Genomic DNA, 22,032 nt, shown 5'->3' on the forward strand with positions numbered 1-22,032 from the left:
GGCCGCCCGCTCGGGGGCCGCGCCTGCCCCCCCCACCCCCCCGGCCCGGCTTGCAAACCCGCGGGCCGCCCCGTGCCCGGGCCCGGCCTGGGGGCGACCGGCGGTTGGGAAGGCGGGATGGCGGGCCGGGGGAGGGCGGCGGCTCAATGGCCGCGGCCGCTTCCGCGGCGGCGCAGCGTGTACGCCGTACCGGTCGCGGCGGCGAGGAAGAGGAGGGCGCCCGCGCCGAGTTCGACGGGGTCCATGCCCGCCACGCTGCCGCCGAGGCCGCCGCGCACACCGCGGGCGGAGGCGGAGGTGGTGACGCCCCGCGGGGAGGTGGTGGCCCCCCGCGTCGAACTCGTCGTCGGCCGGGTCGTGCCGCCGGCGATCGTCAGGTCGGCCGAGCCGGTCTCCCCGTTGCAGGTGAAGGAGACGGAGTACACCGCCCCGCGCCGGGCGTCCCGGTCCACGGTGACCCGTGCGGTCTGGCCGCGGGCGATGCTCACGGTGTCGAAGACCCCGGAGGAGGCGGTGGCGTAGGCGGCGTTGCAGCCGCTGACGGACAGCACCGTCTGGCCGCCCGGGGCGACCGTGGACGGGGTGATGGTGAAGCCGAACGAGGTGACCTGCCGGGGCCCGGCGGCGGTCGCGGCGGGCGTGCCGAGGGCGCCGAGCGCGATGACGGCGGCCGTGGCGCCGGCGCTCAGCAGGGCTGTGCGGGAGGGACGTATCGCACCCATGGTTGTTTCTCCGGATCCCCGAGGAGCAGCCGCGGAACGGTTTCCGCACGTGGGGGGTCGTGCGCCTCGATGTCCGCCACGCTAGGTGCGGGGGCGGTGACCCGCGATCAGGAACGGGCGAATGGGGCATGGCCGTAGGCCGAACCGGGGACGGGAGGCCCGTCCCCGGTTTGCCCGGGTCCGCCCGGTGCCCGGCTCCACGGCCGTGCGTCAGTCGTCCAGGCCCAGATGCGGGAACTGTGCGAGGAAAGGTTCGGCGGTGGCGGCGATGCCGCGGCCGAAGGGCGCGTCGAAGTCCCAGATGAGGAACAGCAGGAAGGCGATCAGCGCACTGAACAGCCCCGCCAGCAGCAGTTCCCGGAACGACCGCCGGATCTGCAGGGTGAAGATGAGGCCCACCGTCACCAGGGCGCCGGCGATCAGCCCGAACCACACCACCCCCGGCATGGTGGCCCCGGCGCTCTGGCCGCGCGCACTGCGGGCGTCGTCCGCCACGGCGACCTGGTCGACCAGCGGCTGGTACGCCTGCCCCTCGTGGTCGGTCTGCGGCTCGTAGTCGGTGACGTCCCGGCGGATACGTTCCAGCAGCTCCCCGCCGCGGTCCGTGAGATTGCCGTGGTCGGCCATCACCTTCCACTCCGTGTCCACCACGTACGTCACGTACGCGTCGACGTCGGCCCGGATCTTCCGGCGCACCTCGGCCGGGTAGACCTCGGAGCGGATGCCGACCTCGTGCAGGGCCTGGGCCTCCTGGCGCACGTACTCCTGGGCGGCGCCGCGCGCCTCCCAGACGCCGGCGATCGCCAGGCCCAGCACGATCGCGTAGATCACACCGATCATCATCGTCATGTACTCGATGACGTCGGGGGTTTCGTTCGGATCGTCGTCCTCGCCGATCCGGCGGTGGTTGAAGAAGGCGATGGACAGCACCACGGCACAGGCCGCGGCCATCGCGATGGACAGGACGAGCCATTCCGACAAGATGACTCCCAATCGGTCACAGGTGGGGCGGAGGGGCTAGCGGGGGCGCAGCGCGACGATCGCGAGCACCGCCGGAGCCGCGGTGAGCAGGGTGAAGGTCACCGGTGAGACGTGGTGTTCGACCGGCTTGCGGGCCGGGGCGCGGTACGCCGGACGGGCCACCGGTTTCGGCGGCACCACCACGGGGGTGGGCGCGGGTGGTGGTGATGGGGGTGCCTTGATCACCCGGGGAGGTGTGGGCGCCGGCTTCGGCGGGGCCGGAGCGGGCGGGACAGGCTTCGGGACGGGCTTGGGCACTGGTTTCGGCGCCGGTTTGGCCGGTGGTGGCGGAGGCGGCGGCGGGGTGGGCTCGGGCGGCGGGGTGGGTTTCGGGGGTGGTGGAGTCGGCTTCGGTGGTGGCGTCGGCTTGGGTGGCGGTGTCGGCTTCGGCGGACACGGCGGGGGAGGCGGCGGCGGGCAGTGGTGCCCGCCGTGATGGCCTCCTCCATGCGCTCCTCCGTGGCCGCCGCTGTGGCTGCCACCGTGGCTGCCACCGTGGCTGCCGCCGTGATGTCCGCCACCCGGACCGCCTCCGCGGCCGCCGCTGCCGGCCACCGCGACCACTTCGGCGGTGGTCGCGCCGTCGCCGGAGCCGGTCGTCGCGTAGGCGCAGCTATCAGCCACGGCCGGGGTGGCGGACAGGGCCGCCCACAGCAGGACCGGAACCACCAGCAGGCGCCTGTCACAGGCTTTGTTCACCCGGGGATCATGGGCCCGCGTACGCCCGCGCGCGCGAGGGTCGGCGGTGGTTCGCCTGAACGGGTGGAGTGCGGACCGTAGAGGTTTGAGCCAGTCCAGAGTCGATCACGCGGCGACTCCGATCGCCCACCGGGCAATTCCCAAAAGGGATGTGTCGGTATCGATCAATCCCACCGCGGGGCGGCGGCGGGGCCTTTGGTGTGTGACGAAGAACGGATCGGCAATTTCCGCTTTTGCTCGCCCCGTTGGGCAATGATCAGTACATTCGGCTCGGACAGGAGTCCGGCCCCGCACGGACCACCGTAGGAACAACGCTTGGAGACCCCGATGGAGCGCCCGGCCTGGGCCCCGCCAGGCATCGACATATCGGTGCCGAGCGTGTCCCGCATCTACGATTACTACCTGGGCGGCTCCCACAATTTCGAGGTCGACCGCCAGGCGGCCCGCCGCGCCATGGAATTCATGCCGGGCCTGCCCAAGATCATGCAGGCCAACCGGGCATTCATGCGCCGCGCCGTCCGGCACGCCGTCGGCGAGGGCGTCACGCAGTTCCTCGACATCGGCTCCGGCATCCCCACCTTCGGCAATGTCCACGAGATCGCCCAGGCCGCCACCCCCGACGCACACGTGGTCTACGTCGACCACGATCCGGTGGCCGTCGCCCACAGCCGGGCCGTCCTGGAGGGCGACGCACGCACCGGCGTCATCGCCGCCGACCTGCGCAAGCCGCAGGACATCCTGACCGCCCCCGAGGTCGGCCGGCTGCTCGACCTCGACCGGCCGGTGGCCCTGCTGCTCGTCGCCGTCCTGCACTTCCTGGAAGACACGGACGAGCCGTACGCCGCCGTGAACCAGCTGCGCGAGGCGCTGGCCCCCGGCAGCCTGCTGATCCTCACGCACGCCTCCTACGAAGGGATCCCGCTCACGGAGGAGGTCGCGGGCGGGGCCGTCGGCGTCTACCGGGACATCCGCAACCCGCTCGTCATGCGCACCGGGGAGCAGATCCGAGGCTTCTTCGACGGGTTCGAGATCCTGGAGCCCGGGCTGGTGTCCATGCCCGACTGGCGTCCGGACGGCGCGGAGGACGGCGACGTGCAGGAGGACCCCTACGCCTTCTCGGGCTTCGCCGGCGTGGGACGCAAGGCGTGAGACTCCCGGCACAGACGGCGGGCGCTCCGGCCGCCGCCGCGGCTCCCTCCGCCGCGGCCGACCCCGAACCGGCGGCGGGCGCGGGTGCGCCACCGGTGCCCGATTCCGTGGCGGCTCCGCAGGGCGGGCTGGAGGACCGGATCGCCCGCTTCGCGACCATCTGGGGGCGGGCGATCTTCCCCGTCACGGCGACCTCGCTGACGCGGACCGAGTTCGAGCGGCACCTGGTGCCGCTCACCCGGACCCTCGTCGAGGCCCTGCACGCCCGGCCGTTCGACGCCGTCGTCGGCCAGCGGGTCGGTGCCGAGCTGGTGGCCGTGCACTGCACCGACCCGGAGGCCCTGGCGGGCACCCTCGGCGTGGTCGAGTCGTACCTGGTGCTCTACTGCGGCTCCGGCGCGCAGGGCACCGAGGAGTACCGGGCCCGCTGCGCCCGGCTCCAGCACGGGATCGCCGCCGGGTTCGCCCGGGCCCTGCGCGAGCGCACCCTCAAGGAGCAGGAGGCCATCGCCCGCTCCGCGCTCACCGCCCGCACCGATGCCCAGCAGGCCCTGCACGCGAGCGAGGAGCGCTTCCGGGCGGTCTTCGAGGGGGCGGCCGTCGGCATCGGCATCGCCGACCTCGAAGGCAACATCCTGGAGGTCAACGACGCGCTGCTGCAGATGTTCGGCGGCCTGGAGGGGCACGTCCGGGGCCGCAAGGTCAGCGAGTGGGCCCACCCCGACGACACCCCGCACGTCTGGCGGATGTACGGCGAACTCGTGCGCGGCGAGCGGGAGAGCTACCGCGTGGAGAAGCCGTACTACCGCCACGACGGCACCGTGCTGTGGACCAACCTGACGGTGTCGCTGCTCCGCGACGCCGAGGGCATGCCGCAGTACCAGCTGGCCCTGATGGAGGACACCACCGAACGCCGGCTGCTGAACCTGCGCCTGCGCTACGAGGCCACCCACGACGCCCTGACCGGCCTGCCCAACCGGACGCTCTTCTTCGAACGGCTGGAGAAGGCCCTCGGCGGGGCCGGGGGCAGCCGCTTCGGCCTGTGCTACCTGGACCTCGACGGGTTCAAGACGGTCAACGACAGCCTCGGCCACTCGGCGGGGGACCGCCTGCTGGTGGAGGTCGCCGACCGGCTGCAGAGCTGCGCGACCGGCCCCGGCGAGGTGGTCGCCCGGCTCGGCGGCGACGAGTTCGTCGCCCTGACCACCGGCGCCGACACCGAGCAGAAGGCGGCCGACCTCGCGGTCCGCATCCTGTCCGCCCTGTCCACGCCGATCCGGCTGGAGGGCCGCGAACTGTCGGTGCGCGGCAGCATCGGCATCGTCGAGGGACCGGCCGGCGAACGCACCGCGGCAGAGGTGCTGCGCAGCGCCGACATCACGATGTACCGGGCCAAGGCGGCCGGCGGCAACCGCTTCGAATTCGCCGACGCCGAGGCCGACGCCCGGGCCATCACCCGTCACGGGCTGACCAACGCCCTGCCGGCGGCGCTGGAGCGCGGCGAGTTCTTCATCGAGTACCAGCCGCTGGTCCACATGCACGACGGCAGCGTGCACGGCGCCGAGGCGCTGGTGCGCTGGTCGCACCCGCAGTACGGGGTCCTCGGTCCGGACCGATTCATTCCGCTCGCGGAACGCACCGGACTGATCGTGCCGCTCGGCCGCTGGGTCCTGGAGGAAGCCGTCCGCCAGGCCCGCAACTGGCAGCGCCAACACGGTGGTTCGTCCCTGCGGATCAACGTCAACCTCTCGCCGACCCAGCTGCACCACCCCGGCCTGGTCGCCGACACGGTCGCCGTGCTGGAGAAGTCGGGCCTCGCCCCGGGCGCGCTGTGCCTGGAGGTCACCGAATCGGCGCTGATAGGCGCCGACGACGAACTCCTCGAACCGCTGCGCCGGCTCGCCGCCCTGGGCGTGGACATCGCGCTCGACGACTTCGGCACCGGCTACTCGAACCTCGCCAACCTGCGCCGCCTCCCCGTCAGCGTGCTGAAGCTGGACCGCTCCTTCACCCAGGGGATGCAGCAGAGCCCGGCCAACCCGGTCGACGTCAAGATCGTGGAGGGGATCGTCGCCCTGGCCCACAGCCTCGAACTCGCCGTCACCGTCGAGGGCGTGGAGACCGGGGCCCAGGCCGCCCAGCTCCGCGCACTCGGCTGCGACACCGCCCAGGGCTGGTACTACGCCCGCCCGGGCGCCCCCGACCGCATCCACACCCTCTCCCTGTCGGACGCCGTTCCCACCGCTTCCTGAGGGAAGGCCGACGCCGGCCGCTCGCCGCCGGCCCGGCGGGCGGCCCGCCGCTCAGTCCAGGCCCGCCTCCGTCCCGTTGCCCGGCTCACGGACCGCGGCCAGGACCCGCTCCATCCGCCGGGAGGTGTCGGCCAGCAGCTCGGCCGCCACCGGCAGGCGCTCCGCCTCGTACGCGCCGAGCACGTCCTCCCCGGCGGGCCCGGAGAGGGCGGCGGCCAGGGTCCGGCCGAGGGCTGCCGCGTCCTGGATGCCGGTGTTCATGCCCAGCCCGCCGGCTATGGGGTGGACGTGGGCCGCGTCCCCGGCGAGGAAGGCCCGGCCCTCGCGTATCCGGGCGGCCATGCGGACGTTGACCCGCCAGGCCGAGAGCCACGTCGGCTCCGCCAGCCGGATCCCCGGCATCCGGGCGTGGCGGTCGAACAGCCGCTGGAAGCTCTCCAGGGAGGGCGGCAGCGGCTCTCCCCGCTCGTCCAGCTCCCGCGAGGCCTGGAGCTGGAAGATGTCGGTTCCCGGTATCGGGCAGAGCAGCATGGCGCCGCCGTCCGAGGTGAACCACTGGTGCCAGAACTCCCGGCTCAGCCCGGGAGCCGTCACGTCGCCGAGCACCATCATCTCCGCCTCCTCCGTACTCCCCTCGAAGGGGATCCCGAGGAGCTTGCGGGTCGGGCTGCGGCCGCCATCGCATCCGGCGAGATAGCGGCTCCGCACGGTCGAGCCGTCCGCGAGCTCCGCTGTCACCTCGGCCGTGTCCTGACCGATTCCGGCGAGGCGGGACTCGTACTCGACCTGCACACCGAGCTCCGAGAGCCGCTCGCGCAGGATCTCCTCGATCTGCCACTGGCCCATGATCAGGCCGTCGCCGTAGAAGGTGTCGTTCACCCGGGCGCCGTCGAAGTACTTGCGGAACACCAGGCCCGCCCCGCCGACGGCCGTCATCCGCTCCGCGACGCCCAGCCGCCCGAAGACCTCCAGACTCCCGCTGTTGAGGGTCTTGCCGCGGGACTCGCGGTGCGGTGCGGAGCGCTGTTCGAGGATCCGCACGCCGATGCCACGGAGGGCCAGGTCGCACGCCAGGGTGAGCCCGGTGGGGCCGGAACCCACGATCAGTACGTCGGTCATCGGAAGTCCTCTCGTCGTCGTTGTCTCAAGGAGAACCCCTTCCGAGAGGAAAAGCAACCCGGTTACAAAAATTACTCGGTCACGAATCTGTGGTACGCTCGTGAGCATGGACAAGACGATGGGTCTGCGCGAGAACAAGAAGCTCCGTACACGTCGCCTGCTGACGGCCACGGCGCTGGAACTCTTCCTGGAACGAGGCTTCGACGCCGTGTCGGTGGCGGACGTCGCCGCCGCGGCCGAGGTCTCGAAGCCCACCCTGTTCCGGTACTTCCCGAGCAAGGAGGATCTGGTCCTCGACCGGTTCGCCGACCATCAGGACGAGGCCGCGCGCATCGTGCGTCACCGGCCCGCCGGGCAGACTCCGGCGGCCGCCGTGCACGCGCACTTCCTGACCGCCCTCGCCGAGCGGGACCCGATCACCGGGCTGTGCGACCACCCCGACGTGGTCGCCTTCGAGCGGCTGCTCTATTCCACCGCGAGCCTGGAGACCCGCCTCGCCCGCTACACGGACCGAGAGGTGGAACTGCTCGCGGCGGTCCTGGAAGGGGAGTCGGTCCCGCCGCTCACCGCCCGGCTCGCGGCCATGCACCTGGTGGCGGTCCGTCAGGAGCTGGGCCGCGAGAACTGGCGCCGGATCGACTCCGGCCAGAGCGCCGACGAGGCCTACCCGGCAGCCGTGGCCGACGCCGACCGGGCCTTCGGGATGCTCGCCGGCGGGCTCGACCAGGTGTTGCCCATACGCACCACCGCCTGACCTTCCGGGGTCGGGCCGGCGAGGCCCGGTCAGCCCACCAGCATCCGCTTCAGCTCGCGCGCCGCGCGCGGGGGAGCGACGTCCGTGCGGTGGGCCAGGGCGATCGTGCGGCGCAGCGGGGAGCCGGCGAGGGGTGTGGCCCGCAGGCCCGGCCCGGCGCGGCCGACCACCATCGCCGGGACCACCGCGATGCCCAGCCCCGCCCGTACAAAGCCGAGGACGGCGTCCATCTCGCCGCCCTCCACGGTGAACACCGGCTCGAAGCCCTCCGCGCGGCAGGCCGTCACGGTCAGTTCCCGCAGGTCGTAGCCGTGCCGGAACATCACCATCGGCTCGTCGCGCAGCCCGGAGATGGTCAGCTCACCGCCCCCGCCGGGCGCCGGCCGGTCCGCCGAGGAGACCACCACCAGGTCCTCCGTCAGCAGCTCCACCGTGGTCAGCGCCGGAGCCGAGGGCGGCAGCGGCAGCGCGATCAGCGCCAGGTCCAGAGCCCCGCGCGCCAGCTCCCGTACGAGGTCGAGCGAACCGCTCTCCTCGATCAGCAGCTCGATGCCCGGATGCGCGGCGTGGAAGGCCCGCAGCACGTCCGGCAGCAGGCCCGTGCACACGCTCGGCGTGGCCCCCAGGCGCACCCGCCCGCGCCGCAGCTGCGCCAGCTCCTGCACCTCCAGCCGCGCCGTGTCCGCGTCCGCCAGGATCCGGCGGGCCAGCGGCAGCAGCGCCTCGCCCGCGTCGGTCAGCGCGATGTTGCCCCGCGCCCGGCTGAAGAGCTCGGCCCCCAGCTCCCGTTCGAGCGCCTTGATCTGCTGGGAGAGCGAGGGCTGGGCCACGTGCACCCGCTCCGCGGCCCGGGTGAAGTGCCGGGTCTCGGCGACGGCCACGAAGTACAGGAGCTGTTGGAACTGCATCGTCCCAGGATACGCCTCGATAGGCACTCCCTATCGAGATCAGCTCGATCATGTCTTGGACCTTTCGGGACCTTGGTCCTTACCGTCGATGTCATGGCTTTGGCAACGCGGACGGGTCGACGGCCGTCCACCACGCGAACGATCTGGGACTCATCCGTCGGCAAGAAGTCCGTGATGGCCGTCTCCGGCCTGATCATGCTCGGCTACCTCGTCGTGCACATGCTCGGCAACCTCAAGATCTTCTTCGGGGCGGACGAGTTCAACGGCTACGCCCACTGGCTGCGCACCCTCGGCTCGCCCTTCCTCCACCACGAGTGGGCCCTGTGGATCGTCCGCGTGGTGCTCCTCGCCGCGGTCGTCGCGCACGCCGTGTCCGCCTACCAGCTCAGCCGCCGCGGCATCAAGGCCCGCCCGGTGAAGTACGCCCACAAGCGCCGCCGCGCGAGCTACGCCACCCGCACCATGCGCTGGGGCGGCATCATCCTCGCCCTCTTCATCGTCTGGCACCTGCTCGACCTCACCACGCTCACCGTGAACGAGCGCGCCTGGGCGGGCCACCCGTACGAGAACGTCCTCGCCACCTTCTCCACCTGGTACGGGAACACCATCTACATCGTGGCGATGGCCGCCCTCGGCCTGCACATCCGGCACGGCTTCTGGAGCGCGGCCCAGACCCTCGGCGCGGGCAACGCCCGGCGCGAGCGGACGCTGAAGTTCCTGGCCAATGCCCTGGCCCTCGTCCTCTTCGCGGGCTTCGTCTCCGTCCCCGTGGCCGTCATGACCGGAGTGGTGAACTGACCATGAACGACACCCCCGTGAGCGACTACACCCGCTACACCACCGGCGAGCCGATCGCCGACGGCAAGGCCCCCGAAGGCCCCATCGCGGACCGCTGGGACCGCCGCCGCTTCGAGGCCAAGCTCGTCAACCCGGCCAACCGCCGCAAGCACACCATCATCGTCGTCGGCACCGGCCTGGCGGGCGGTGCCGCCGGCGCGACCCTCGCCGAGCAGGGCTACCACGTGGTCCAGTTCTGCTTCAGCGACTCGCCGCGCCGCGCCCACTCCATCGCCGCCCAGGGCGGCATCAACGCCGCCAAGAACTACCGCAACGACGGCGACTCGGTGCACCGCCTCTTCTACGACACCGTCAAGGGCGGGGACTTCCGCGCCCGCGAGTCCAACGTCCACCGCCTCGCCCAGATCTCCGTTGAGATCATCGACCAGTGCGTGGCCCAGGGCGTCCCCTTCGCCCGCGAGTACGGCGGCCTCCTCGACACCCGCTCCTTCGGCGGAGTCCAGGTCTCCCGCACCTTCTACGCCCGCGGCCAGACGGGCCAGCAGCTGCTCCTCGGCGCCTACCAGGCCCTGTCCCGGCAGATCGCCGCCGGCAACGTCGAGATGCACGCCCGCACCGAGATGCTCGACCTGATCGTGGTCGACGGGGTGGCCCGCGGCATCGTGGCCCGCGACCTGATCAGCGGCGAGATCTCCACCCACTACGCCGACGCGGTGGTGCTCGCGAGCGGCGGCTACGGCAACGTCTTCTACCTCTCCACCAACGCCATGAACTCCAACGCGACCGCCGTCTGGCGGGCGCACCGGCGCGGCGCGTACTTCGCCAACCCCTGCTTCACCCAGATCCACCCCACCTGCATCCCGCGGACCGGCGACCACCAGTCCAAGCTCACCCTGATGAGCGAGTCCCTGCGCAACGACGGCCGCATATGGGTCCCCAAGGCCAAGGGCGACGACCGCCCCGCCGCCCAGATCCCCGAGGCGGAGCGCGACTACTACCTGGAGCGGATCTACCCCTCCTTCGGCAACCTCGTGCCCCGCGACATCGCCTCCCGCGCCGCCAAGAACGTCTGCGACGAGGGCCGCGGCGTCGGCCCCGGCGGCCAGGGCGTCTACCTCGACTTCGCCGACGCCATCCGCCGCATGGGCCGGGACAAGGTCGCCGAGAAGTACGGCAACCTCTTCGAGATGTACGAGCGGATCACCGCGGAGAACCCGTACGAGGTCCCCATGCGGATCTACCCCGCCGTGCATTACACGATGGGCGGCCTGTGGGTCGACTACGACCTCCAGACCACCGTCCCCGGGCTGTTCGCGATCGGCGAGGCCAACTTCTCCGACCACGGGGCCAACCGCCTCGGCGCCTCCGCCCTGATGCAGGGCCTCGCCGACGGCTACTTCGTGCTCCCCTCCACGATCAACGACTACCTGGCCCGCCACCCGCACCACGCGAGCGTCGACGACAGCCACCCCGAGGCCCTGGCCGCCGTACGCGAGACCCGCGAGCGGCTCGCGAAGCTGCTCGCCGTCGACGGCGACCGCACCCCCGACTCCTTCCACCGCGAGATCGGTGAACTGATGTGGGAGTACTGCGGGATGGCCCGCACCGAGGAGGGCCTGCGCAAGGCCCTCGACCGGATCCCCGAGATCCGCGCCGAGTTCTGGCGGCGGATCAAGGTCCCCGGCACCGGCGAGGAGTTCAACCAGTCGCTGGAGAAGGCCAACCGCATCGTCGACTACCTGGAACTCGCCGAGCTGATGTGCCTCGACGCGCTCGCCCGCGCCGAATCCTGCGGCGGCCACTTCCGCGAGGAGTCCCAGACCCCGGACGGCGAGGCCGAGCGGCGCGACGAGGAGTTCTCGTACGCCGCGGCCTGGGAGTTCGGCGGTACCGGCGCCGCCCCCGTCCTGCACAAGGAAGACCTCGTCTTCGAGTACGTCCACCCCACCCAGCGGAGCTACGCATGAAGCTCACCCTGCGCGTCTGGCGCCAGCAGAACCCCGACGCCCCCGGTGCCATGGCCACCTACGAGGTCGACGGAATCTCGAAGGACATGTCCTTCCTGGAGATGCTCGACACCCTCAACGAGGACCTCATCCTGCGCGGCGAGGACCCGGTCGCCTTCGACCACGACTGCCGCGAAGGCATCTGCGGCGCGTGCAGCCTCGTCATCAACGGCGACGCCCACGGCCCGGAGCGCACCACCACCTGCCAGCTCCACATGCGGTCCTTCGACGACGGCGACACCATCGACGTCGAACCGTGGCGCGCCTCGGCCTTCCCGGTGGTCAAGGACCTCGTCGTCGACCGCGGCGCCTTCGACCGCATCATCCAGGCCGGCGGCTACATCACCGCGCCGACCGGGGCCGCGCCCGAGGCGCACGCCACCGCCGTGCCCAAGGCCGACGCCGACTACGCCTTCGAGCACGCCGAGTGCATAGGCTGCGGCGCCTGCGTGGCGGCCTGCCCCAACGGCTCGGCGATGCTGTTCACCTCCGCCAAGGTCAACCACCTCAACGTCCTCCCGCAGGGCTCGCCGGAGCGCGAGACCCGCGTGCTGGACATGGTGGCCCGGATGGACGAGGAGGGCTTCGGCGGCTGCACCCTGACCGGCGAATGCGCCACGGCCTGCCCCAAGGGGATCCCGCTCCCGTCCATCGCCGCCATGAACAAGGAGTGGCTGCGGGCGGTCCGCAAGGGCTGACCCTTGCCGCCCCGGCCCTGCCGCCCGGGCCGATCGGCTGGCCCGATCGGCCTACCCGATCCGCCGACCGGGCGCTCGTACGGGCCGTACCCCGCGCCGCGGCCCGGCGGGGTCCGGCGCGTGGGGAACAGTGGCCGCATGCCACACGCCCCCGCAGGGTCCGGACCGAGCCGCCGCACCGTGCTGGCGGCCGCCCTCGCGCCGCTCGCGGTGGCCGGCTGTTCCGCGCAGGACGGCCCGGCCCGCCCGGTCCAGGGCCCGCAGGCCGGGCCCCCGGACGCCGTGATCATGGTGATCCGGCACGCGGAGAAGCCGTACGCCGGTGACTCCGGCTGGGACGAGGAGGGCGAGGACGACCCGGGCTCGCTCGCCGGACGCGGCTGGCGGCGGGCCGAGGAGCTCACCCGCCTCTTCACGAAGGCAGGCCCGTCCGCGCTGCCCCGCCCCGCGGCGGTCTTCGCGGCTGGGGGCAAGGCCGCCGCTCCCGCCCGCTGCAAGCAGACGGTGACGGCACTGGCCACCGCGCTGCGCACCCCCGTCCGCACCGAGTTCGCGGTCGGCGCCGAACCCGCCCTCGCCCTCGCCGCGCTGCTCGCCCCGATGCCCGTACTCGTCTGCTGGGAGCACAGCGGCGTGCCCAGGCTAGTCCGGGCCCTCGGCGCCGACCAGATCCTGGGCGTCCCCGCGACCTGGCCCGACCGCTACGACCTCGTCTGGATGTTCACCCGCCACCAGGGGCAGTGGAGCTTCCGCGAACGGCCGCAGCACCTGCTCTCCGGCGACGCCTAGGCCTTGGGTCCGCGGCCGCTGGTTCTCAGGCCGCGTTCACATCCGCCACTGCTGGCCGGTGTAGTTTCCGCAGGGGTTGAGCACCAGGTTCAGGTTGAGTGCCGGCGGGCCGTTCGTGTCCAGGCACAGGCCGCTTGTCGGGTTGACGAACTGGCTGCTGCCGGGGTCGTAGCGCCATTGCTGGCCGCTGTAGTTGCCGCACGAGTTGAGCACGGCCGTGACGCCGGTGGTGGGATTGCCGTTCGTGTCGAGACACAGGCCGCTGGGAGGGTTGGTGAGGTGCAGGCCCGTCCCGTCGTAGCCCCAGATCTGACCGCTGTAGTACCCGCACGCGCGGAGCACCACCTCGAGTCCGGGTCGCTGCGGGCCGTTGGTGTCGATACACAGCCCGCTGTGGGTGTTGGTGACCGGCCCCGTAGAGCCAGAGGATGACGGCCGGGGTGGAGGCGATGGGGTCACCGGCGGTGTGGACGGCGCCGTCGTCCGAGGGGTTGCCCCCAGGGGCGTCGCTTCAGGAGCCGCACGCGGCGCCGAGGTCGTCGGGGGCGAGGACGACGCGTCGCCCGCCGGCTGGCTCGGAAGCGCAGTCGTGCCGGACGCCGCCGGATGACCTTGATCGGGCAGCACCCGCCAGAGGATCCCGGCAGTCGAGAGCAGGAGCACCACAGCCGCCGCGGCGGCGATTTGCGTGGTGCGCCGCTTCGGCACGGAAGCCGACAACGTGCCCGATGCAGGCATCTGCCACGCGGTGGCAAGCAGCGTGTGGACAGCCTCGACGTCGGGAATCGACCCGGGAACCTTGGCACCGGTCAGTTCGGAGAGCAGGTGCCCGGGTGTGGGACGTCGCTCGGGTGATCCGGCCAGGGCCGAGGTCAGCAGTGTCTTGATGTGCGCGGGAACGCCGTCGAGATCGGGTTCGTCGTGCAGGATCCGGTACAGCACCGCCTCGGACGGTCCGGTGCCGAACGGCGACCGTCCGGTGGTGGCGTACGCGACGGTCAGCGCCCACGCGAACACATCGGCCGGAGGGCCGGCCTGTCCGCGAACCTGTTCCGGTGCCATGAAACCCACGGTCCCGATCGCGACACCGGGGCGGGTCAGCGCCGTCGCGTCGGCGGCCTGTGCGATGCCGAAGTCGATGACCTTCGGTCCCTGGTCCGACAGCAGCACGTTGCCGGGCTTGAGATCGCGATGCACCAGGCCCGCTTGGTGGATCGCCACGAGTGCCTCGGCGAGCCCGACGGCGAAGCCGTGCGCCATGTCGCCGCGCAGCGGCCCGTGCTCGCCGACGTGCTCCGCCAGCGTCGGGCCCTGTACGTACTCCATGACGACGAACGGGCTGCTCGCCTCGATGTCGACCGCCAAGACCCGTGCCGTGCACGCGCCTTGGACGCGCAGCAGCGCCGCAGCCTCACGCCGGAACCGGGCCCGGAACTCGGAGTCCGAAGCGAGCTCCTCACGCAACCGCTTGAGAGCCACGAGCCGGCCGTCGGAACCCTGTGCCAGGTAGACGACACCCATACCGCCTGCACCCAGTCGGCCGACGAGCGTGAACTCGCCAATCCGCCCCGGGTCGCCCGCGCGCAGACCACTCAAACCCACCTGGCTCCTCCTGAGACGTAGGGTCGTCGCGGACCGCGGGCGCCCCGGAGACTTGACCCCGGCAGGATCGCCCCCCTCGATCCGACTCAGGCTCAGAATGCCACTACACCAACTTGCCTGTTCGTGAAGTAAGTTGAATCAAAGGGTTCACGATCGTCCCAGCGTCCGCGCGAGATAGCCCGCCGTACGGCCCTCACCCGCGGCGGCGACCTCCGCCGGCGTGCCCGCCGCGACGATCCGGCCGCCCTCCGTGCCGCCGCCCGGCCCCAGGTCGAGGACCCAGTCCGCGCCCGCCACCACCTCCATGTCGTGCTCCACGACCACCACCGAGTGCCCGGCGTCCACCAGCCCGTGCAACTGCCGCAGCAGCACCCGCACATCGGCCGGATGCAGCCCGGTCGTCGGCTCGTCCAGCAGGTACAGCGTGTGGTCGCGGCGCAGCCTCTGGAGCTCCGTGGCCAGCTTGATCCGCTGCGCCTCGCCGCCCGACAGCTCGGTCGCGGGCTGTCCCAGCCGCAGGTAGCCCAGCCCGATCTCCTCCAGCGCCCGCAGGCTGCGCGCCGCCGCCGGGACGTCCGCGAAGAAACCGGCCGCCGACTCCACCGTCAGGCCCAGCACCTCGGCGATGTTCAGCCCCGCGTACCGGACCTCCAGCGTCTCGGCGTTGTACCGGGCACCCCCGCACTCCGGGCACGGGGCGTACGTACTGGGCAGGAACAGCAGCTCCACCGAGACGAAGCCCTCGCCCTGGCAGGTCTCGCACCGGCCGCCCGCCACGTTGAAGGAGAACCGGCCCGCCTTCCAACCGCGGGCCTTCGACTCGGGCGCCGCCGTGAACAGCCGCCGCACGACGTCGAACAGACCGGTGTACGTGGCCAGGTTGGACCGCGGGGTCCGGCCGATCGGCTTCTGGTCCACCTCCACCAGCCGCCGTACCGGAAAGTCCGGCTCCGCGAGCCGCTCGCCCACCTCCCGCGCCAGCACCTGGCCCACCAGCGTGGACTTCCCCGACCCGGACACCCCGGTCACCGCCGTGAACACCCCGAGCGGGAACTCGGCTTCCACGTCCCGCAGGTTGTGCCGGTCGACACCGCTCAGCCGCACCGCCCCCGTCGCCTTCCGCACCGGCCGCTCCCGCGCCGCCACCTCGCGCCCCCCGAAGAGGTACCGCGCCGTCGCCGACTCCGCCACGCCGGCCAGCTCCCGCGGCGGCCCGCTGTACAGCACCCGCCCGCCGTGCTCCCCGGCCCGCGGTCCCACGTCCACCAGCCAGTCCGCGTGCCGCACCACGTCCAGGTGGTGCTCCACGACGAACACCGTGTTCCCGGCTTCCTTGAGCCGGTCCAGCACGTCGAGCAGCGCCTCGGTGTCGGCCGGGTGCAGCCCCGCCGACGGCTCGTCCAGGACGTACACCACCCCGAACAGCCCCGACCGCAGCTGCGTCGCCAGCCGCAGCCGCTGGAGCTCGCCCGCGGACAGGGTGGGCGCGGTGCGGTCCAGGCTCAGGTAGCCGAGCCCGAGTTCCACGACGGGTCCGATCCGCGAGCGCAGGTCCTCGGCGAGTACCCGAGCCGCCTCCCCGCCCACGTGCGCGGAGGTCAGTACGCCGTCCAGGTCGGTCAGCGGCAGTGCCGCCAGCTCGGCGATGCCGCGGCCGGCGAAGGTCACGGCCAGGGCCTCGGGCCTCAGCCGCCGCCCCTCGCACGCCGGACACGGCGAATCGGCCAGGAACCTCTCGGCGCGGGCCCGCAGGGTGGCGCTCTTGCTGTCCGCGAAGGTCCGCATCACGTAGCGGTGGGCGCTCATGTACGTGCCCTGGTAGGGCCGTTGGATGCGTTCGGCCTCCCGCACCGGGTGCACGGTGACCACGGGCTGCTCCTCGGTGAACAGGATCCACTCGCGGTCCTTCGCCGGCAGCTCCCGCCAAGGCCGGTCCACGTCGTGGCCCAGTGCCTCCAGGATGTCGCGCAGGTTCTTGCCCTGCCAGGCGCCCGGCCAGGCGGCGATGGCCCCTTGACGGATCGACAGTGCGGGGTCGGGTACCAGGAGTTCCTCGTCGGTGCGGTGGATCCGGCCCAGCCCGTGGCACGAAGGGCAGGCGCCCGCCGCGGTGTTGGGGGAGAAGGCGTCGGAGTCGAGCCGCTCCGCTCCCGGCGGATAGGTGCCGGCCCGGGAGTACAGCATGCGCAGGGAGTTGGACAGCAGGGTCACCGTGCCGACCGAGGAGCGCGAGCCGGGGGAGGAGCGGCGCTGCTCCAGCGAGACGGCCGGCGGCAGCCCGGTCACGGAGTCCACCTTCGGCGCGCCGATCTGGTGGATGAGGCGGCGGGCGTACGGGGCCACGGACTCGAAGTACCGGCGCTGGGCCTCGGCGTAGAGCGTGCCGAAGGCCAGCGAGCTCTTCCCGGAGCCGGACACGCCGGTGAACACGGTCAGCGCGTCGCGCGGGATGTCCACGTCGACGCCGCGCAGGTTGTGCTCGCGGGCGCCCCGGACCCGTACGCAGGGATCGTGCGCGGGGGAGGATCCGGCGGCGCGGCGGACGGGTGAGGGGTGACCGGCGGCGGGGGGATCGGGGGCGGGGCGATCGGGGGAGCGGTGCATTCGTCCCAGTTTAGAGCCCGTCAGGGCACGTCAGGGCCCGTCAGAGGCCGCCAGGCCTCGTCAGAGCCCTTGTCCGGTGATCCGCGCCAGCCTGCGGTAGGAGTCCAGCAGCGCCGTCCGGTCGTAGGTGGAGGTGGTGACCAGCAGTTCGTCCGCGCCGGTGAGCCCGGCGACCTCGGCCAGCTCGGCCGCGACCTGCTCCTCGGTGCCGTGGATGTGCCCGGCCAGCCCGCCCTCGTACAGCTCCCGCTCCTTCGCGGTCATCGCCAGGGCCTCGACCTCCTCGGCCGGGCGCAGGGGCGGGAAGCTGCCCCGGGTGCGCGAGTGGGCGAGGGACCACGCCTCAGGGACCAGGATCCGCCGGGCCTCCTCCGGGGTGGCGGCCACCGCCACCGTCCCGGAGACCACGACGTACGGCTCCGCGCCCCAGGCCGAGGGCCGGAACTCCCTGCGGTACGTCCCGACCACCTCGGTGACCTTGCCGCGGGCTCGCAGGTCCCCCACCACCAGTGGCAGCCCGGCCCGGGCGGCGATCCCGGCCCCCTCGCCGGTGGCCAGCACGTAGGCCGGTATCCGCAGCCCCTCGGCGGGCCGGGCGTGCACCTCCGGATGGGCGAGCTGGGTCCCGTCGAGCCAGCCCAGCAGCTCGGCCAGCTGCTCCTCGAACCGGTCGGCGTCCCCGGTGTCGCGGCCCAGGGCCCGCCGGATCCCGTTGGTGAAACCGACCGAACGGCCGAGCCCCATGTCGATCCGGCCGGGGAACAGCGCCTCCAGGACCCCGAACTGCTCCGCGACCACCAGCGGCTGGTGGTTGGGGAGCATGACCCCGCCCGTGCCTACCCGGATCCGCCGGGTCGCCCCCGCGACCGCGGCGGCCAGCACGGTCGGCGCCGAGCCGGCGACCCCGGGCACGCTGTGGTGCTCCGACACCCAGAACCGGTGGTAGCCGAGCTCCTCGGCCACGCGGGCCAGCTCCACGGTGTCGCGCAGGGCCTGCGGGGCTTCGTGTCCCTCGCGGGTGCGGGACCGGTCGAGGATCGAGAGTTTTCGGATCACACAGGTCTCAACGCCCGGAGCCCGCCAGGATTCCCCGCCCGGTCCTTAGGCTGGCGGGATGAGCGAGAACACGCACCGGCCGCTGGCCGTCTTCGACATCGACAACACCCTCGCGGACACGGGTCACCGCCAGCACTTCCTGGAGCGCCGCCCGCGCGACTGGGCCGGCTTCTTCGGTGCGGCCCCGGCCGATCCGCCGCTCGGGCGCGGGGTGGCGCTGGCGGTGGAGAGCGCGGCGGACTGCGAGGTGGTGTACCTGACCGGCCGCCCGGAGCGGTGCCGCGCGGACACGGCGGACTGGCTCGCCCGGCACGGCCTGCCCGAGGGCCGGGTGTGGATGCGCGGCAACCAGGACCGCCGGCCGGCCCGGACGACCAAGCTGGAGGTGCTCCAGCGGATCGCCCGGGGCCGGGAGGTGCGCATGCTCGTGGACGACGACGAGCTGGTCGTCCAGGCGGCGCGCGCGGCGGGCTTCCGGGTGGTCCTGGCGGACTGGGCGGCGGAGGCGCCCGAGCTCAAGGACGCCCAGGAGGGTGAAGGCCGGACCTGAGCGCGGCGGACGGGGGTGGTGGGGACGGGGTCAGGAGGGGCGGGCGACCGCGGGCGGGCTCAGTCCTCGCCCTCGAGGCGGAAGCCGACCTTGAGCCCCACCTGGTAGTGGGCGATCGCGCCGTTCTCGATGTGCCCGCGCACCTGGACGACCTCGAACCAGTCCAGGTTCCGCACGGTCTGTCCCGCCCGGGCGATCCCGTTGCGGATGGCCTGATCGATGCCCTCGTCGGAGGTGCCGACGATCTCGGTCACCCGGTACGTGTGATTGGACATGGGGGTCTCCCGACAGTGGGTGGCTATGGCCTGGTTCTAAGGTGCCCCAGTAAGTCCGGCTCCGCGAACTTTGCGTGAACAATCCGGAGCGGAAGCCCCTTGACCCGCCCATTGGTCTATGCCAATTTCAAGCCATCCATCGACCCACCAGAAGGTGACCTTCGTGAAGATGCGCTTCCTCGCCGTGTGCACCGCCCTCGCGGCCGCGACCGCCCTGACGGGATGCAGCCCGCTGGCCGCCTCGGGCGGAGGCGCGCAGAAGGTGACGCTCTGGCTGATGAAGGGCAGCGCCTCGGAGGACTTCATCGACAAGTTCACCGACACCTTCGAGAAGGAACACCCCGGCGTCGACCTCGACGTCAGGATCCAGGAGTGGACGGGCATCGGCGAGAAGGTGAACGCCGTGCTGAAGGGCACCGCCACGGAGAGCGCCGACGTCATCGAGGTCGGCAACACCCAGGTCGCCCAGTACATCGAGACCGGCGGCCTCTCCGAACTGACCCTCGAAGGCCTGCGCGAGTGGGGCAACAAGGACTGGCTCAAGGGCCTCTCCGACCCGGGAAGCGTCAACGGAGCCCAGTACGGCGTGCCGTGGTACGCCGCGAACCGGGTCGTGATCTACCACAAGGACCTCTTCGCGAACGCCGGCATCAAGTCCCTGCCCAAGAGCCGCGCCGAGTGGATCCAAGCCACCCAGAAGCTCGACAAGGGTGATCAGCAGGGCATCTACCTCGCGGGCCAGAACTGGTACGTCCTCGCCGGCTTCATCTGGGACGAGGGCGGCGAACTCGCCGTCGACACCAGCGGCCAGTGGCGCGGCACCCTCGACGACGAGAAGGCCCTGGCCGGCATGGACTTCTACAAGCAGCTCCAGGCCCTGGGCGACGGCCCCAAGGGCGCCGACGAGGAGACGCCCCCGCAGTCCGAGGTCTTCGCCCGCGGTCAGGTCGCCCAGATCATCGCCCCGCCCGGCCAGGCGGCCGCGATCGAAGCGGCCAACCCCGCCCTCAAGGGAAAGCTCGGCTTCTTCCCGATCCCCGGCAAGACCTCCGACAAGGTGGGGTCCGTGCTGACCGGCGGCTCCGACCTGATCATCCCGGAGCGCACGAAGCAGCGTAAGCACGCCGTCGACGTGATCACGGCCCTGGTCAGCGAGCAGTGGCAGACCGAACTCGCCCGCACGATGAGCTACGTACCGAACAAGACCACCCTCGCCCACGTCGTCGAGGGCAACGAGGGCGCCGCCAGCATGGCCCCCGGAGCCGCCCAGGGCCGGGCCACCCCGAACTCCGCCCGCTGGGCCGAGATCGAGGCCGAGAACCCGATCAAGCCCTTCATGACGGCCGCCCTCACCGGCCAGGACCCCAAGCAGGCGGCCCGCACGGCCTCGGAGGCGATCGGCAAGGTGCTCAACTCCGACCGCTGACCCCGGCGCGGCCCGGGCGGGACCGAGGGCGGGACCGAGGGGGGGGCGTCTTGTTCAGCGTCCGCACATCCGAGGGCCGCTGAGCGGTCATGTCGAATCCAGCCGGTCACGGAAGAAGTAAAGGAGCCAGGCCACACACCTGCCGGCCTGGCTCACCGTGCCCGGTTCAGGAGCCGCCATGACCATCGCACCCCTGTCCCCGTCCCCCCTCGCCCCCCTCGCCCCGGTCGCCGCCCCCGTGGTGGCTCCGGTCCCCGCCGCCCCCGCCCAGGGCCCCCGCTACGCCGTCCGCCTCGCCCGTGACGAGGCCGAGGTGCGCGCCGCCCAGCGCCTGCGCCACCAGGTCTTCGCGGGCGAGCTGGGCGCCCGCCTGGACGGGCCCGAGCCCGGCCTCGACTCCGACGCCTTCGACGCGTACTGCGACCACCTCCTCGTCGTCGAGGAGGAGACCGAGCAGGTCGTCGGCACCTACCGGCTGCTGCCCCCGGAGCGCGCCGCCGTCGCCGGGCGCCTCTACTCGGAGGGCGAGTTCGACCTCTCCGCCCTCGCCCCCATCCGCCCCGACCTCGTCGAGGTCGGCCGCTCCTGCGTCCACCCCGACCACCGCAACGGCGCCGTCATCGCCCTCATCTGGGCCGGCCTCGCCCGCTACATGGACCGCTCCGGGCACAACTGGCTCGCCGGCTGCTGCTCGATACCGCTCGCCGACGGCGGGGTGCTGGCCGCCGCCACCCGCGAGGCCGCCCTGGCCCGCGCCTTCGCCCCCCAGGAGTACCGGGTCACCCCGCACCTCCCCTGGAACCCCGAGGGCATCGAATTCCCGCCCCGCATGGAGCTGCCCCCGCTGCTGCGCGGCTACCTGCGCCTGGGCGCCTGGGTCTGCGGCGAGCCCGCCCTCGACGCCGAGTTCGGCTGCGCGGACCTGTACGTGCTGCTCTCCCTGCGCCGCACGAACCCGCGCTACCTCAAGCACTTCCTCTCGCTCGCCCCGGGCGCATGAGCGTCTGGCTGCCCACCTCGCCCTGCACCCCCGAGGCCTGCGCCGGCCACGAGGGGGGCACCGCGAGCATCCCGCACGCGGTGCTCAGGCTCACCGCGGCCGTCGCCCTGATCCTCGCCGGGATCCTGGGCGCGCCACCGGTCCGGCTGCTGCCGGCCCGCCCCCGCCACGCGGTGGTGCGGGCCTGGGCGGCCGCGCTGGTACGGGCCTTCGGGATACGGATCACCGTGCACGGAAGCCCCGGCCCCGACGGCGGCCGCCTCGTCGTCGCCAACCACATCTCCTGGCTGGACATCCCGCTGGTCGCCGCCGTCCTGCCCTGCCGGATGCTGGCCAAGAGCGACATCCGCGCCTGGCCGGTCCTCGGCCGGCTCGCCGGGCGGGCCGGGACCCTCTTCATCGAACGCGACCGGATCCGCGCCCTGCCCGACACCGTCGGCGCCGTCACCCGCGCGCTGCTGGCCGGCGACCGGGTCACCGTCTTCCCCGAGGGCTCCACGTGGTGCGGGCGGGCCCAGGGCACCTTCCGCAGGGCCGCCTTCCAGTCGGCTCTGGACGCGCGGGTCCCCGTACAGCCCGTACGCCTCGCCTACCTGCGGGGCGAC

At 72.6% G+C, this 22,032-nt stretch carries 19 protein-coding genes and 1 pseudogene; 11 read left to right on the forward strand and 9 right to left on the reverse strand.

Going from position 1 to position 22,032, the window contains the following annotated elements; translation table 11 throughout:
- Positions 1-143: 143 nt before the first annotated feature.
- From ACFWBN_RS10145 to ACFWBN_RS10155, 3 genes are all read right to left on the reverse strand, one after another.
- Positions 144-722, reverse strand: a complete 579-nt coding sequence (locus tag ACFWBN_RS10145) for a hypothetical protein (protein ID WP_385173509.1) — start codon at positions 720-722, stop codon at positions 144-146.
- A 210-nt stretch (positions 723-932) separates the two neighbouring features.
- The gene (locus tag ACFWBN_RS10150) at positions 933-1,703 is read right to left on the reverse strand and encodes a hypothetical protein (protein ID WP_385173512.1); all 771 of its coding nucleotides are present in this window, start codon (positions 1,701-1,703) and stop codon (positions 933-935) included.
- A gap of 36 nt (positions 1,704-1,739) precedes the next feature.
- The gene (locus ACFWBN_RS10155; protein ID WP_385173515.1) at positions 1,740-1,928 is read right to left on the reverse strand and encodes a hypothetical protein; all 189 of its coding nucleotides are present in this window, start codon (positions 1,926-1,928) and stop codon (positions 1,740-1,742) included.
- Positions 1,929-2,768: 840 nt separating this feature from the next.
- On the opposite strand from ACFWBN_RS10155, the gene ACFWBN_RS10160 reads away from it, so the two are divergent.
- On the forward strand, positions 2,769-3,590 hold the full coding sequence (locus ACFWBN_RS10160; protein ID WP_385174049.1) for an SAM-dependent methyltransferase: 822 nt from the start codon (positions 2,769-2,771) through the stop codon (positions 3,588-3,590).
- Between the two features lie 95 nt (positions 3,591-3,685).
- Entirely contained in the window at positions 3,686-5,842 is a 2,157-nt protein-coding gene (locus ACFWBN_RS10165) for a putative bifunctional diguanylate cyclase/phosphodiesterase (RefSeq protein WP_385174052.1), read from the forward strand.
- A gap of 51 nt (positions 5,843-5,893) precedes the next feature.
- On the opposite strand, the gene ACFWBN_RS10170 is transcribed toward ACFWBN_RS10165, so the two are convergent.
- Positions 5,894-6,961 (reverse strand): FAD-dependent monooxygenase, encoded by a 1,068-nt coding sequence (locus ACFWBN_RS10170; protein WP_385173518.1) that lies wholly within the window; start codon positions 6,959-6,961, stop codon positions 5,894-5,896.
- A 106-nt stretch (positions 6,962-7,067) separates the two neighbouring features.
- On the opposite strand from ACFWBN_RS10170, the gene ACFWBN_RS10175 reads away from it, so the two are divergent.
- Positions 7,068-7,715, forward strand: a complete 648-nt coding sequence (locus tag ACFWBN_RS10175) for a TetR/AcrR family transcriptional regulator (protein ID WP_385173521.1) — start codon at positions 7,068-7,070, stop codon at positions 7,713-7,715.
- A 29-nt stretch (positions 7,716-7,744) separates the two neighbouring features.
- Here ACFWBN_RS10175 and ACFWBN_RS10180 read toward each other — a convergent pair whose 3' ends face one another.
- Positions 7,745-8,623: a LysR family transcriptional regulator gene (locus ACFWBN_RS10180; RefSeq protein ID WP_385173524.1), complete on the reverse strand. Its 879-nt coding sequence runs from the start codon at positions 8,621-8,623 to the stop codon at positions 7,745-7,747.
- 93 nt (positions 8,624-8,716) lie between these two features.
- Here ACFWBN_RS10180 and ACFWBN_RS10185 point away from each other — a divergent pair, with 93 nt between their 5' ends.
- The 4 genes from ACFWBN_RS10185 to ACFWBN_RS10200 all read left to right on the forward strand — a co-directional run bounded on the left by ACFWBN_RS10185 (position 8,717) and on the right by ACFWBN_RS10200 (position 12,914).
- Positions 8,717-9,421 (forward strand): succinate dehydrogenase cytochrome b subunit, encoded by a 705-nt coding sequence (locus ACFWBN_RS10185; protein WP_385173528.1) that lies wholly within the window; start codon positions 8,717-8,719, stop codon positions 9,419-9,421.
- Between the two features lie 2 nt (positions 9,422-9,423).
- Positions 9,424-11,388 carry a fumarate reductase/succinate dehydrogenase flavoprotein subunit gene (locus ACFWBN_RS10190; RefSeq protein ID WP_385173531.1) on the forward strand — a complete coding sequence of 655 codons (1,965 nt, stop codon included), beginning with the start codon at positions 9,424-9,426 and terminating at the stop codon, positions 11,386-11,388.
- Positions 11,385-12,125, forward strand: a complete 741-nt coding sequence (locus ACFWBN_RS10195; protein ID WP_385173534.1) for a succinate dehydrogenase/fumarate reductase iron-sulfur subunit — start codon at positions 11,385-11,387, stop codon at positions 12,123-12,125. Before ACFWBN_RS10190 ends, ACFWBN_RS10195 begins: the two co-directional genes overlap by 4 nt.
- A 138-nt stretch (positions 12,126-12,263) precedes the next feature.
- On the forward strand, positions 12,264-12,914 hold the full coding sequence (locus tag ACFWBN_RS10200; protein ID WP_385173537.1) for a hypothetical protein: 651 nt from the start codon (positions 12,264-12,266) through the stop codon (positions 12,912-12,914).
- A gap of 36 nt (positions 12,915-12,950) precedes the next feature.
- Here ACFWBN_RS10200 and ACFWBN_RS10205 read toward each other — a convergent pair whose 3' ends face one another.
- The 3 genes from ACFWBN_RS10205 to ACFWBN_RS10215 all read right to left on the reverse strand — a co-directional run bounded on the left by ACFWBN_RS10205 (position 12,951) and on the right by ACFWBN_RS10215 (position 18,176).
- Positions 12,951-14,510 carry a protein kinase gene (locus tag ACFWBN_RS10205; protein WP_385173540.1) on the reverse strand — a complete coding sequence of 520 codons (1,560 nt, stop codon included), beginning with the start codon at positions 14,508-14,510 and terminating at the stop codon, positions 12,951-12,953.
- Positions 14,511-14,663: 153 nt separating this feature from the next.
- A complete protein-coding gene (uvrA, locus tag ACFWBN_RS10210) occupies positions 14,664-17,120 on the reverse strand; it encodes an excinuclease ABC subunit UvrA (RefSeq protein WP_385173543.1) in 2,457 nt (818 codons plus the stop codon).
- Between the two features lie 60 nt (positions 17,121-17,180).
- Positions 17,181-18,176, reverse strand: a complete 996-nt coding sequence (locus tag ACFWBN_RS10215) for an LLM class flavin-dependent oxidoreductase (RefSeq protein ID WP_385173546.1) — start codon at positions 18,174-18,176, stop codon at positions 17,181-17,183.
- 58 nt (positions 18,177-18,234) lie between these two features.
- On the opposite strand from ACFWBN_RS10215, the gene ACFWBN_RS10220 reads away from it, so the two are divergent.
- Positions 18,235-18,726: a hypothetical protein gene (locus tag ACFWBN_RS10220; protein WP_385173549.1), complete on the forward strand. Its 492-nt coding sequence runs from the start codon at positions 18,235-18,237 to the stop codon at positions 18,724-18,726.
- A gap of 59 nt (positions 18,727-18,785) precedes the next feature.
- On the opposite strand, the gene ACFWBN_RS10225 is transcribed toward ACFWBN_RS10220, so the two are convergent.
- Positions 18,786-19,001 (reverse strand): dodecin, encoded by a 216-nt coding sequence (locus ACFWBN_RS10225; RefSeq protein WP_385173552.1) that lies wholly within the window; start codon positions 18,999-19,001, stop codon positions 18,786-18,788.
- Positions 19,002-19,164: 163 nt separating this feature from the next.
- On the opposite strand from ACFWBN_RS10225, the gene ACFWBN_RS10230 reads away from it, so the two are divergent.
- The 3 genes and pseudogenes from ACFWBN_RS10230 to ACFWBN_RS10240 all read left to right on the forward strand — a co-directional run.
- Positions 19,165-20,427 carry an extracellular solute-binding protein gene (locus ACFWBN_RS10230; protein ID WP_385173555.1) on the forward strand — a complete coding sequence of 421 codons (1,263 nt, stop codon included), beginning with the start codon at positions 19,165-19,167 and terminating at the stop codon, positions 20,425-20,427.
- A gap of 178 nt (positions 20,428-20,605) precedes the next feature.
- A complete protein-coding gene (locus ACFWBN_RS10235) occupies positions 20,606-21,427 on the forward strand; it encodes a GNAT family N-acetyltransferase (RefSeq protein WP_385173557.1) in 822 nt (273 codons plus the stop codon).
- Positions 21,424-21,951: pseudogene (locus ACFWBN_RS10240) on the forward strand (lysophospholipid acyltransferase family protein); the annotation flags it as partial. The gene ACFWBN_RS10235 and the pseudogene ACFWBN_RS10240, both read left to right, overlap by 4 nt.
- Positions 21,952-22,032 lie beyond the last annotated feature (81 nt).

It is taken from the genome of Streptomyces sp. NPDC059989 (genome assembly GCF_042736975.1).
Lineage (GTDB): Bacteria > Actinomycetota > Actinomycetes > Streptomycetales > Streptomycetaceae > Streptomyces.

Bases quoted from the DNA above. Each gene is read 5' to 3' on its own strand.
- ACFWBN_RS10220 (WP_385173549.1), top strand. From the start codon at position 18,235: ATGAGCGAGAACACGCACCGGCCGCTGGCCGTCTTCGACATCGACAAC.
- ACFWBN_RS10180 (WP_385173524.1), bottom strand. From the start codon at position 8,623: ATGCAGTTCCAACAGCTCCTGTACTTCGTGGCCGTCGCCGAGACCCGG.
- ACFWBN_RS10235 (WP_385173557.1), top strand. From the start codon at position 20,606: ATGACCATCGCACCCCTGTCCCCGTCCCCCCTCGCCCCCCTCGCCCCG.
- ACFWBN_RS10160 (WP_385174049.1), top strand. From the start codon at position 2,769: ATGGAGCGCCCGGCCTGGGCCCCGCCAGGCATCGACATATCGGTGCCG.
- ACFWBN_RS10145 (WP_385173509.1), bottom strand. From the start codon at position 722: ATGGGTGCGATACGTCCCTCCCGCACAGCCCTGCTGAGCGCCGGCGCC.
- uvrA (WP_385173543.1), bottom strand. From the start codon at position 17,120: ATGCACCGCTCCCCCGATCGCCCCGCCCCCGATCCCCCCGCCGCCGGT.
- ACFWBN_RS10195 (WP_385173534.1), top strand. From the start codon at position 11,385: ATGAAGCTCACCCTGCGCGTCTGGCGCCAGCAGAACCCCGACGCCCCC.
- ACFWBN_RS10190 (WP_385173531.1), top strand. From the start codon at position 9,424: ATGAACGACACCCCCGTGAGCGACTACACCCGCTACACCACCGGCGAG.
- ACFWBN_RS10175 (WP_385173521.1), top strand. From the start codon at position 7,068: ATGGACAAGACGATGGGTCTGCGCGAGAACAAGAAGCTCCGTACACGT.
- ACFWBN_RS10225 (WP_385173552.1), bottom strand. From the start codon at position 19,001: ATGTCCAATCACACGTACCGGGTGACCGAGATCGTCGGCACCTCCGAC.
- ACFWBN_RS10185 (WP_385173528.1), top strand. From the start codon at position 8,717: ATGGCTTTGGCAACGCGGACGGGTCGACGGCCGTCCACCACGCGAACG.
- ACFWBN_RS10200 (WP_385173537.1), top strand. From the start codon at position 12,264: ATGCCACACGCCCCCGCAGGGTCCGGACCGAGCCGCCGCACCGTGCTG.
- ACFWBN_RS10170 (WP_385173518.1), bottom strand. From the start codon at position 6,961: ATGACCGACGTACTGATCGTGGGTTCCGGCCCCACCGGGCTCACCCTG.